This window comes from Thiohalocapsa sp. (assembly GCF_022340605.1).
Taxonomy (GTDB): Bacteria; Pseudomonadota; Gammaproteobacteria; order Chromatiales; family Chromatiaceae; genus Thiohalocapsa.
Window position 1 is genome coordinate 44,395 of the sequence record NZ_JAJDNQ010000026.1, and the last position, 11,309, is coordinate 55,703.

The window sequence follows — 11,309 nt, forward strand, 5'->3', positions numbered from 1 at the left end:
TGACCACAAACACTAAGTCCCGCCCGAGTATTTGAGAAGGCAATCGGCTAAATCTTCGCTATTGACATTCCGCAATATTGCGACATTACGTGTACAACAACGTTCCGACGTCAACCCAACGCCCCCAGTTCATGGCCTGCCGACTGTTGGGCGGATGAGCACAGCGCTCAGCTCGCGAACCGCCGCCAGAAGCTGCTGCGCCAGTAATAGAGCACCGTGGTGTCCGGCCACGGGTAGGAGTCGCGGTAGGCGATACCGCGCTGGGGCCGTTCGATGTTGTCCTGCGCGGGGTCAACGGGCCGCCACTCGGGCTCGCGCGACTCGCCATCCACCGGCGCACGGGTCTGGCCGCGGTTGCGCCGCTCCGAGGCGCCGTAGGTCTCGTAGTTGCGCTGCGCCTCCGCCAGGCTCACGGTGTTGCTGCTGCCCGGCATCTCCGGAAAGCGGAGCTGCGCGAGATCATCCTCCCAGCCGCAGATCGGGCAGACCTGGTGCGAGCCCGGCACCTGATCGTGCACCAGGTGGCCACAGCAGACGCAGGGGAACTGTGTCGGAGGGGTCATGGCGGGGTCCCGAGTTGCGACTTGGTCGGTCTCGGGAGAGTGGGTTCGAAAGTGTGAAGTCCTAAGTGCGAAGTACGCACTCATTACTTCGCACTCCCCACCGATCCCAAAGCTTGACCTCGCCAACAGAGACACCTATCTGCCGGTAAGCGCGCAGCTGCCAGACATCAACGAGCCCCCGCCATGACCAGAAAAGCCCGTATCGAGCAAGCCCTGTCCGAGTCCCTGACCCCGATGCACCTGGAGATCACGGACGAGAGCCACATGCACAGCGTGCCCGAGGGCGCCGAGTCTCACTTCAAGGTGTTGGTGGTGAGCGACGCCTTCGCGGGCGCTACGCGCATCGGCCGGCACCGGCGCATCAACACGCTGCTCCGCGACGAGTTGGCGTCCGGACTGCACGCCCTGTCCATCCATGCCTGGACGCCGGACGAATGGTTCGAGCAGGGTGGAGGCGCGGCCCCCGAGTCGCCGCAATGCATGGGCGGCTCGAAGGCGACCGGGTGAGGCTCGGGCTCAGCGCCACGCGCGGAGCCGAAACGGCGGGCTGTCGCCGGTGCTGGGCCAGTGCAGGGCGTGACCGCGATGCCACCGCGGGTCGCGCGACGACAGCTCGCGCGGCCCCGGACCGACCTCAGGGCGCCGCGGACCGCGCGGCCTTCTGCGCCGCCTTCTGCGTGGCGAAGAAGTCCCTGGAGACCTTGAACACCACCGGGCTCAGCAACAGCAGCGCAATGAGGTTCGGGATGGCCATCATCGCGTTCAGGGTATCGGCGACGAGCCAAACGAAGTCCAGCTTCACCAGCGCACCCAGCGGCACCGCCGCGACCCACAGCAGCCGGAACGGGATGATGGCGTGGATGCCGAACAGGTACTCCACGCAACGCTCGCCATAGACGCTCCAGCCGAGGATGGTGGTGAAGGCGAACAGCGCGAGTCCGAGGGCCACCACGTAGGCGCCGGTGCCTGGTAGCACCGCGCCGAAGGCCAGCGCCGACAGCGCGGCGCCGTTTTCGCCCGACGTCCAGGTGCCCGAGACGACGATGACCAGTCCGGTGATGGTGCAGATCAGGATCGTGTCGATGAAGGTGCCGAGCATCGCCACGGTGCCCTGACGCACCGGGCTGTCCGTCTCCGCGGCGGCGTGGGCGATGGGTGCGCTGCCGAGACCCGCCTCGTTGGAGAAGATGCCGCGGGCGACGCCCATCTGGATGGCCAGCATGATGGTGGCGCCGGCGAAGCCGCCCACCTGCGCCGTCGGCGTAAAGGCTTCCCGGAGAATGGTCATGAAGGCATCCGGCACCGCGCCGATGTTCAACCCGAGCACCACCAACCCGGCGAGCAGATAGGCGGTGGCCATGAAAGGCACCAGCTTGCCCGCCACCTGTGCGATCCAGCGGATGCCGCCGATGAGCACCAACCCCACCAGCACGGCCATGACGACGCCGGTCATCCACTCGGACACGCCGAACTTGGACTCCAGCGCATCGGCCACCGAGTTGGCCTGCACCATGTTGCCAATGCCGAAGCCCGCCAGCGAGCCGAAGATCGCGAACAGCGTCGCCAGCCAGATCCAATTCTTTCCGAGCCCGTTGCGGATGTAGTACATGGGCCCGCCGACGTGGTTGTTGTTCTCGTCCACCTCGCGATAGCGCACGGCGAGCACGGCCTCGGCGTACTTGGTGGCCATGCCCACCAGGGCCGTCATCCACATCCAGAACAGCGCGCCGGGGCCGCCGATGGCAATGGCCGTGCCCACACCGGCGATGTTGCCGGTGCCGATGGTGGCGGACAGCGAGGTCATCAGCGCATTGAAGGGCGTGATGTCGCCCTGGCCCTGCTCGCGGCGGCCGGACCAGAGCATGCGGAAGCCGAAGCCGAGCTTGCGCAACGGCAGCCCGCCGAGCCCCACGGATAGGTACAGACCGGTGCCCAGGATCAGCACCAGCATCGGCGGCCCCCAGACGAGGCCGTTGACGTAACCAATGGCTTCGGAAATCTGTTCCACGCCGTCCCCCCGTGACTCGTTCAGGCGTTGCTGTGTGGTGGATGCAGCAGTCCGGTGAACGGACGTCCCGCGCAATGCTGCCGTGACCGACGCAACACGCAGCGGGCGACCACCTCCGGGCGCGTACTATACACGCGCACTCCGGCCGCCCCGCAACGCCCGACCGGCCCCGACCCCGGCCGGCAACGCTCTGGCGGCGCATCCCGCTGTCAAAGCGCCTCGCATACGCCGCCCATCGCACCCACCTTTACCCCGTGACAAATCGCCCCTAACCTTCGACCAGGCTCGGGTTTTCACCAATACCGAGGCCGGCTTCCAGGGCCGCACCCGTCGCAGCGCCCAGCGGCGGTCTTGTCGCGCACTACGCGGCACCCGGATGCAGCGCCGGTGTTTTCTAGAGATCGGGCGCCTGCTCTTAAGAGGGCCACCGATGAGCATCTGCAAAGACCTGAAGCGCTTCACACGCACCCACGAGACCATCGCCGACCTATTCTCGCTGCTCGGTGCCGGCCTGCTGTTCGGATCCGTCTGGGCCACGCTGGCGTATCACCAGCTAGTAATGCAATGGCTGGCCGGCGATTACCTCTTGCGCGTGCCGCTGTTGATGCTGGCCCTCGCGCTCAACGCCTTCGGCATCCTGGCGCTGCTGGCGGCGGGCTCATCGAGGTTCGGCGAGGACGACGAGCACTGCTTCGGCACCTTCCCCGGTCGGCGCACCCGCCACGGCGCCACCGGCGTGATCAGCGGCTGGGTGCAGCACATGGAGAACGTCGGCAAGAAGCACCGTTGATTGCGGCCACGGGCGCATGGCCGGCCGCGTCCGGGAGGCGTCTTGTGGGAGCGGCACTCTGGGTGCCGCGACCGGCGGCGAGGCAGCGCACCATGCTTCGAGTCACTGCCAAGCGTCGCGCAACCTCCCAGCCGTCGTCGCGCCACAAAAGGCAGTGGCGCTCCCACAACCGCGCACCCGCAGCAGCTCGCAACCCCGAAATCGAGGGGATCGTAGTCGGGTTAGCGCAGCGTAACCCGACGATTGGCGACGGTGCGCCGTTGATGTCGGGTTACGCTATCGCTAACCCGACCTATACCGAATGCCTGCGCAGTCTCACGGCGTAACCCGACAGCTTGTGCACGCTCCACGCGCGCTGCTTCAGTAGTTTCTGATTCCAGTCTGAGCCCGCTGCGGCACCGCGCGCCACGCTGTTACACTAGCGGGCGAAGGCATCGATGACCTTGTTGCGCGCACCGCGCCAGACAGCGGCGCCGACCCGCCCGGCACGCCCCGCATCGGGCTGCGCCGCCGCCCGCCGAAGCCCCACTCCGAGCTCCAAGTCCGGGCCCCCAGTCGGAGCCTCCTGTTGGACGCGCTGAAGCCGAGCCCCGCCACCAATGACGTCCGGACCGCGGACGAGACCACCCGCGGCACGCCCGGCGCTTGGCCGATGGCGATTCCAGTCGGCATAACCACCTCCGGGCGACCGTCCGAACCGGCGAGCGCCGTCCCGCAACCGCCCGCCCCGGCCCGCAACGCCGCGGCGCGCCGTTCCGGCCTCTGGCTGGCGCTGGCGCTGTCGCTGCTGATCCACGGCTGTCTCCTGGCAGCGGCGCAATGGCTGCCGGCGCCGTGGCTGCCACGAGCACCCGCTGCACGGCAACCGCAAACGCCACGGCTCGTGCAGGTCGTCCTGATCGACGCCGGCCTCGACGCCGCCGGCTACGCCGCACCGAGCGACACCGATGCCGCAACGCCGGCGCAGGCCGCGACGGCACCGGCAACGCCCTCCCCCACTGCCGAGCCGCCGCGGACACCCCCGGCGCAGCCCGTCGCGAAACTGCCGGAGCCACCGCCAAGCCCCGGAGCGGCGCATGCACCACCGCTGCGCACCGAATCGCCAGCACCGGCAGCAAGTCCCAATACCGCGACGCGCGGGAGCGCTGCGGCGAGTCCCGCGACCAAGGCAACCGAGCGCACACCAAGCGCGCCCAAGCGCAACACCGCACAGGCGCCGGCCGCGTCCGCGCCCGCGAAACCAGCCCGCCAAGCAGAACGAAGCCCGGAGACGCGACCGCCGGCCCCGCTGCTCGCGGCGCCGGCGCCGCGGCCGGCGCCGCCGGAGCCAAAGCCCGCCCAGCGGCAGCCGGTGCCGGGGCTCGCGGCACTGGATGCAGAGATTGCGGCGGCGCGGCGCCAGCGCGACGCCGCAAGTCCGGCGCCAGCGCCCCCGCCCGCCCCGTCGAGCCGCGGAACCGCAGACGCCCGCGCCGGCCTCGCGGCACTCGATGCGGAAATCGCCGCCAGCCACGGACGCGGCCGCGCGCACGACCAACGCCCGGATCGTGCTGACAGCGCCGGCCACGGCAACGGACACGGCAACGGACACGCCGCGCCCCGGGCGCACGGAGGCAGCCGCCAACAGACTGACCCGGCGGCCCGCGGGCGCGCCGAGCGCCGCTATCTCAGCGCGCTGCGCCACGCCCTGGAGCGCGAGCGCCACTACCCGTTGTCGGCGCGCCGCCGGCGCCTGGAGGGCACCGCGCGGGTGCAGTTCACCATCGCCGCCAACGGCGCCTTCAGCGCCATCCATGTCAGCCACGGCGCCGGCGACGCCGCCCTAGACGAAGCGGCGGCCGCCACGGTGCGCCGGCTGGCCCGATTCGAGCCCATCCCCGCCGTCATCGGCCGCAGCCGCTGGACAGTGCGGGTGCCCATCGTGTTCCGCTTGAACTGATCGGTGCGCCCCGCGCAAGATGACGGGCGGACCCGCCAACCCATCACCGTGAGCAAGCGGAGTGTCCGAGGTTTTGCCGTGGACAGCCGCACGGCCACCCCAGCGGCGGCGGCTCCCCACGGATCATCGCAACACGAGGACAGCAGCATGGCCACCCCGGACCTCGCTCCCATCGAAGAACTCCAGCGCGAGCTGAACGCCCATCCCATCTACACGGAGGTGGCGGACCTCGCCGACCTCCGGGTGTTCATGTCCCACCACGTCTACGCCGTCTGGGACTTCATGTCGCTGATCAAGTACCTGCAGCGCACGGTCGCCCCCACGACGACGCCGTGGATGCCGCAGGCCGACGCCGCCGTGGTCTACTTCATCAACCAGTTGGTACTGGAGGAGGAATCGGACCAGATCGAGACGGACGCCGGCACCCAGTACCTGAGCCACTATGCCCTCTACCTCCGGGCCATGGCCGAGATCGGCGCCGATGCCGACGCGCCCGGGCGCTTCCTGGCCCAGGTGCAGCACGATGGCCTGGACGCCGCCCTCTATGCCGACAGCACGCCACTGCCGGCGCGCTACTTCAGCGAGACCACCTTCTGCTTCATCCGCGAGGACAAGCCACACGCCGCCGCCGCGGCGCTGGCCGCCGGACGCGAGCGCATCATTCCAGACATGTTCCGCCGCCTGCTGGCGGCCAACGGCGTCGACGCCACGCAGGCGCCCATCTTCCACCAGTACCTGAACCGCCACATCCACCTGGACGAGGACTTCCACGGCCCGCTGTCCATGCAACTCCTGGACAGGCTCTGTGGCGACGACCCGAAGCGGCTCGAAGAGGCCGCCACGGCTGCCGAGGAGGCCATCTGCGCCCGTATCCGCTTCTGGGACGGGGTGCTGGACGCGATTCGCGCCGCCCGGGCCTAGTAGGCTCGCGGACGCCGACGCGCTGGCGGCCTGCATCGACCGGGGCGGTCTCGCCGCAGCGGTGACACGCGCGCCATAACCGCAAATGCGAAAGGGTAGAATCCGGGGCCGTCAACCCTGACAACGATGGGGCCATCAGCGCCGGGGAATCGCCCCGGCGCACGCAAGCTGCAACGCAGGAGGTAATGCCATGGCAGTCAGCGTACCCGTCGACGGCGAGGGCTTTCTCGTCAACCGCGACGACTGGACCGAGAACCTGGCCACCGAGCTCGCCCGCGAGGACGAGTTCGAGATGAACGACCAAGTGATGCATTTCATCCGTGAGGCCCGCGCCATGTACGACAATGACGGCGTGGTGCCGCCGATCCGCATCTTCGCCAAGAAGCAGGGCGTCAGCACCAAGGAGCTTTACGGCATCTTCAAGAAGGGGCCGATGAAGCTCATCTGCAAATGGGGCGGCCTGCCCAAGCCGACCGGCTGTGTTTGAGCCGACCGCCCGCGCCGCCTGGCAGGCGCACCGGCCAGGATGCCCGGGGCGGGTCCGGTTAGAGCGCATGAGCAGCGCAGGCGACGCAGGAGCCGATCGGGAACAGACCGGGAGCCAACCAGGAGCTGATCAATGGCCAACGTATTGAAGTCCAAGGGTGATCCACTGTCCAAGCGCGCCGACGACCCGGGCTATCGGGTCGGCTGGCGCAGCAAGGCCAAGTTCGAGAAGGGCCATCTCGACGGCGAGATGACCTACGGCGAGGCCGCGGCCAAGGCGCAAGCGCTGGCCGCGCAGGAACCGGACAAGACCTTCTATCCGGAGCTCATCATCACCGAGGAGGCCGGCGGGCACTGAGCGCCAGCCGACCACAACGCCTGCCGCGTGCCGGTCCGCCGGCACCGCGGCAGCATTCCTCAAGCGGCGCACCACCCCATCGCATCGCGCCGCAGGCTGCACACAACCCACAACAACCAGCACCGCCCGCACCGCGCCGCGCCCCGATGCCGCCCATCCACTCCCGGCCGCCTGCCGGTCAACGGCCGGCTCCGAGCACCGGCCTCTTCCTGCACCGACGCCAGCAGCAATGCCGCCATCGCCGGCGCGCGGCCATCGGCGCATGGATGTGCCTAAGCGCGGCCGTGTCCGCCCCCCTGTCGGCCGCAGCGTCTGCCGCGGGGATGCCGTCGGCGGTGGACAACCCCATCTGGCTCTTCGCGCTCGGCGTCGGCATAGGCGCGTTGCTGGTGCTGATGCTGGTGCAGGTCCGCCTGGCAGAGCGCGGCCGGCCGCTGCCAGCACAGCAGCACGCCACCCGCCGCGAGGCGGAGTTGCGCAGCATCTTCGAGCAGGCGCCGGACGCCATCCTGATCTGTGACGACGCCGGCCGCATCGTGCTGATGAATCGCGAGGCCGAGGCACTGCTCGGCTACGATCGCCGCGAGTTGATCCGCCGGCCGGTGGAACGGCTGCTCCCAGCACCGCTGCGCGAGGCCCACTTGGCGCAACGCCGAGGCTTCATGGACGGCGCGCGGGCGGAGGCCATGAACGCCGTGCGCGAGCTGACCGCCGTGACCAAGTCCGGCACGCAAATCCCTGTGGACATCCGCCTCGGGCGCGTACAGCACCGCGGGCGCATGCACGTGGTGGCCGCCATCCGCGACCTGCGCGAATGGCGCCGCGCGGAGCGCTACCAGGAGCACCTGGAAGCAAAGGTGCGTGAGCGCACCGAGGCGCTGCGGCGCTCGCGCGAGGAACTACAGGCGATCCTCGACAACTCGCCGATGCTGATCCACGTGAAGGACCGCGCCGGCCGCTACACGCTGGTGAACGATCGCTGGTGCGAGCTCGCCCGCCTGCCCGAGGAGGCGGTGCTCGGCCGCAGTGACGAGATGCTGTTCGCCCCGCAGGTGGCCGCCGCCATGGCGCGGGACGACGAGATCGTGCTCGACCAGGGCGAGCCACGGCAATTCGAGGAGGTGCGCGACCACGGCGACACGCAACTCGTGCTGGAGACCTACAAGTTCCCGCTGCTCGACACCGAAGGCAGCCCGTATGGGCTGTGCGGCATCTCCCACGATATCACCGAGCGCAAGCAGTACGAGACGGAGCTGCGCCGGGCGCGCGATCAGGCGCAGGATGCGAGCCGCGCCAAGAGCGCCTTCCTGGCGAACATGAGCCACGAGATCCGCACGCCCATCAATGCCATCATCGGCATGACCCATCTGGCGCTGACGGGCGACCTGCCGCCGCGCCAGCACGACTATGTCGACAAGGCGCACCAGGCCGCCACCGATCTGCTCGGCAGCTTCAACGACATCCTGGACTTTTCCCGCATCGAGGCGGGCAAACTGACGCTCGATTGCGCGCCGTTCCGGCTCGAAGAGGTGCTGGAGACCTTCTCCGCCGCGGTCGGCCCCAAGGCGGCCAGCAAGGGCCTGGAGCTGTTGCTGGACTGCCCGCCGCACATCCCTACCGCGCTGCTGGGCGACCAGCTGCGCCTGTCGCAGGCCCTGATCAATCTCGGCAACAACGCCGTCAAGTTCACTGAGCACGGCGAGGTCGTGCTGCGCGTGCGCATGGTCGAGGACAGCACCGAGCAAGTGATGCTGCGTTTCTCCGTGAGCGACACGGGCATCGGCATGTCACCGGCGGAGCGCGCCGGACTCTTCGAGCCCTTCCACCAGGCCGACAGCTCCACCACCCGGCGCTTCGGCGGCAGCGGCCTGGGGCTCGCCATCTGCCGCCGCCTGATGGAGATGATGGGCGGGCGTGTCTGGGTGGAGAGCGAGTCCGATGTCGGCAGCACCTTCCATGCCTCCGCCCGCTTCGGGCGCGAGCCCGATGGCGCCGAGGAGCCCCCTCCGCTGCCGGAGGACGTGCGCGTGTTGGTGGTGGACGACAACGCCACCGCCCGCGGCATCCTGGCGCTGATGGTGGAATCATTGAGCATGCGCGCAGGCACCGCTGCCGACGGCGATGGCGCCCTGGACGCCCTGCGGCAGGCGTGCGCCGAGCACGACCCGTACGACCTGGTGTTCCTGGACTGGCGCATGCCGGGCCAGGACGGCGCGTCGGTGGCACGCACCATCGTCGCCAACACGGACATTAATCCCAAGCCGCGCGTAGTGATCGTCACCGCCTACGGCGAGGACGATGCCGCCGCCCGCTTCGCCGACCTTGACATCGTCGGCTGCCTGGAAAAGCCCGTGAGCCCCGCCGCCGTCTACCAGGCGGCCCTGCGCCAGCCGCCACCAGCCGAGGTACAGCTGCCGGCACCACCACGCCGCGGCCTCGGCGACCCGCGTGACATGGAGCGGCTACGCGACACCCGCGTACTGCTGGCCGAGGATCACGTCATCAACCGCGACCTCGCCGCAGAGATCCTGGCCGCCGCCGGGGTACGGGTGGACGTGGCTCAAGACGGCCGCGAGGCGGTGCTCAAGGCCATCGACGGCGACTATGACGCCATGCTGATGGACATCCACATGCCGGAGCTGGACGGCTACGAGGCGGCGCGCCAGATCAGGGCCGCACCGGGGCACGACGATCTGCCCATCATCGCCATGAGCGCGAGCATCACCCCCGCGGACCGACAGCGGGCCATCGCCGCCGGCATGAACGATCACTTGAGCAAGCCCATCGACGTGCACGCCCTGTTCGCCACGCTCGCCCGCTGGGTGACGCCCCGTGCATCTCCCGCCGGCACCGGTACCGGCGCCGCGCGGTACGCGGGTCCGGCACCCGCCGCGCCGACACCGCTGCGCCGCTCCATGCTGGCGCGCTTCTGCGACGAGTACCTGGGCTTCGCCGCCAGCTTTGCCGCCGCCGGCGACGAACCGCAGGCCGACGCGCAGCTGCGGCTCGCGCACACGCTGAAAGGGGTGGCCGGCAACCTTGGACTGACGGACATCGCCCGCAGCGCGGACGCATTGGAGCGGGCCTGCCGCAACGGCGAGCCGGCGCAGGCGCTGACGGCGCTGGCGGCCGGGGTCGACACGCTGATCGAAGCCTTCGCGGCGTCCGTGGACAGGGTAACGGTGCAGACGCCGCCCGCCGAGCCCTGCTGCGAGATTCCCGAGATGAGTGCGGAACAGGCTGCCGCCGCATGGGCGCTCGCCGAGCGCTTGCAGGCGCTGCTCGACGGCGGCGATGCCGCGGCCCTGGACACCGCCGAACGGCTCGCCGCCGCGGTGGGCGGCGACAGCGACCTCGCCCGCCGTCTCGCCGGGCTCAAGCGACGCGTGAACGCCTTCGAGTTCACCGCCGCCGCCGGGGAGTTGCGCGCCCTGCGCGATGCCATCGGCCGGCTCGGCGGGCGCGTGGACGAAGGGCACGGCGCCCCAGGCCTCGCGCCAGCGGCCGCCGAGCCCCTGATGGACCGGCTGGCAACGCTGCTGGAGCAGGACGACACCACCGCCGCGGCCGTCGCGGCAGAACTTTTGCACACGATTCGTGCATCTCCGCGGCTGGCGCAACAGGCGCAACGGGTCGCCCACTGGATCGACGAGTTCGACTACACTGCGGCGCGCACAGCCTTGACAGAACTACGCCAGCAACACACGCGGGAGGTCGCCGTTGACCGCGGAGCAACAGATCGTGCTGATCGCTGACGACAGCATCACCAACCTCCACGTGCTAAACAACATCCTGCGGCCTCACTACCAGGTTAAGGCCACCCGCAGCGGTCAGCGCGCCGTCGAGATCGCGGCACGCGATCAGCCCGACGCCGTGGTGCTCGACATCATGATGCCGGATCTGGACGGCCCCGAGGTCTGCCGGCGCATCAAGGCCCTGCCGGGCTTGGCACAGACGCCGGTGCTGTTCGTCACGGGCAGCGCCGACGCGGAGGCCGCCGCTGTCTGCACGGCCGCCGGCGGCGCCGCGCTGCTGAGCAAGCCAGTGGACTCGGAAAGACTGCTCGCCACCATCGCCGACCGCATCCAGGCGGCCGGTGGCATGGGCGACGGCTAGCGGCTGCCGCCGGTCGCGGCACCGGGAGTGCCGCTCCCACAGGACCTCGCGTGCCGCTCCACGGGGCGAGGCAGTGTGGGAGCGCCACTGCCTTTTGTGGCGCGACGAGGGCCGCGCGCCTGCCTGCC

The 11,309-nt window shown here is 69.8% G+C and carries 10 protein-coding genes; 8 read left to right on the plus strand and 2 right to left on the minus strand.

The window, feature by feature from the left end; translation table 11 throughout:
- Positions 1–167 precede the first annotated feature (167 nt).
- Positions 168–563, minus strand: a complete 396-nt coding sequence (locus LJE69_RS03530) for a CPCC family cysteine-rich protein (RefSeq protein ID WP_296921545.1) — start codon at positions 561–563, stop codon at positions 168–170.
- A 183-nt stretch (positions 564–746) separates the two neighbouring features.
- Here LJE69_RS03530 and LJE69_RS03535 point away from each other — a divergent pair, with 183 nt between their 5' ends.
- Complete coding sequence (locus LJE69_RS03535; protein WP_296921547.1) at positions 747–1,070, plus strand: BolA family transcriptional regulator; 324 nt, start codon at positions 747–749, stop codon at positions 1,068–1,070.
- Positions 1,071–1,197: 127 nt separating this feature from the next.
- Here the strand turns inward: LJE69_RS03535 and LJE69_RS03540 are convergent, their stop codons facing one another.
- Entirely contained in the window at positions 1,198–2,571 is a 1,374-nt protein-coding gene (locus LJE69_RS03540; protein ID WP_296921550.1) for a sodium:alanine symporter family protein, read from the minus strand.
- A 430-nt stretch (positions 2,572–3,001) separates the two neighbouring features.
- Between LJE69_RS03540 and LJE69_RS03545 the strand changes: the two genes are divergently transcribed.
- The 7 genes from LJE69_RS03545 (at position 3,002) to LJE69_RS03575 (ending at position 11,181) form a co-directional block, all read left to right on the plus strand.
- Positions 3,002–3,361 (plus strand): hypothetical protein, encoded by a 360-nt coding sequence (locus LJE69_RS03545; protein ID WP_296921552.1) that lies wholly within the window; start codon positions 3,002–3,004, stop codon positions 3,359–3,361.
- A 568-nt stretch (positions 3,362–3,929) separates the two neighbouring features.
- Entirely contained in the window at positions 3,930–5,300 is a 1,371-nt protein-coding gene (locus LJE69_RS03550; RefSeq protein ID WP_296921554.1) for an energy transducer TonB, read from the plus strand.
- Between the two features lie 147 nt (positions 5,301–5,447).
- Entirely contained in the window at positions 5,448–6,221 is a 774-nt protein-coding gene (locus LJE69_RS03555; RefSeq protein WP_296921556.1) for a DUF3050 domain-containing protein, read from the plus strand.
- Between the two features lie 190 nt (positions 6,222–6,411).
- Complete coding sequence (locus LJE69_RS03560) at positions 6,412–6,708, plus strand: TusE/DsrC/DsvC family sulfur relay protein (RefSeq protein ID WP_296921558.1); 297 nt, start codon at positions 6,412–6,414, stop codon at positions 6,706–6,708.
- 132 nt (positions 6,709–6,840) lie between these two features.
- Complete coding sequence (locus tag LJE69_RS03565) at positions 6,841–7,065, plus strand: hypothetical protein (RefSeq protein ID WP_296921560.1); 225 nt, start codon at positions 6,841–6,843, stop codon at positions 7,063–7,065.
- Positions 7,066–7,349: 284 nt separating this feature from the next.
- Positions 7,350–10,820, plus strand: coding sequence for a response regulator (locus LJE69_RS03570; protein ID WP_296921562.1), 3,471 nt, complete (start codon positions 7,350–7,352; stop codon positions 10,818–10,820).
- On the plus strand, positions 10,786–11,181 hold the full coding sequence (locus tag LJE69_RS03575) for a response regulator (protein WP_296921564.1): 396 nt from the start codon (positions 10,786–10,788) through the stop codon (positions 11,179–11,181). Before LJE69_RS03570 ends, LJE69_RS03575 begins: the two co-directional genes overlap by 35 nt.
- The last annotated feature ends 128 nt before the right edge of the window (positions 11,182–11,309 follow it).

Excerpts from the sequence above, each read along its gene's own strand:
- LJE69_RS03530 (WP_296921545.1), bottom strand. The coding sequence starts at position 563 with ATGACCCCTCCGACACAGTTCCCCTGCGTCTGCTGTGGCCACCTGGTG.
- LJE69_RS03535 (WP_296921547.1), top strand. The coding sequence starts at position 747 with ATGACCAGAAAAGCCCGTATCGAGCAAGCCCTGTCCGAGTCCCTGACC.
- LJE69_RS03545 (WP_296921552.1), top strand. The coding sequence starts at position 3,002 with ATGAGCATCTGCAAAGACCTGAAGCGCTTCACACGCACCCACGAGACC.
- LJE69_RS03555 (WP_296921556.1), top strand. The coding sequence starts at position 5,448 with ATGGCCACCCCGGACCTCGCTCCCATCGAAGAACTCCAGCGCGAGCTG.
- LJE69_RS03560 (WP_296921558.1), top strand. The coding sequence starts at position 6,412 with ATGGCAGTCAGCGTACCCGTCGACGGCGAGGGCTTTCTCGTCAACCGC.
- LJE69_RS03565 (WP_296921560.1), top strand. The coding sequence starts at position 6,841 with ATGGCCAACGTATTGAAGTCCAAGGGTGATCCACTGTCCAAGCGCGCC.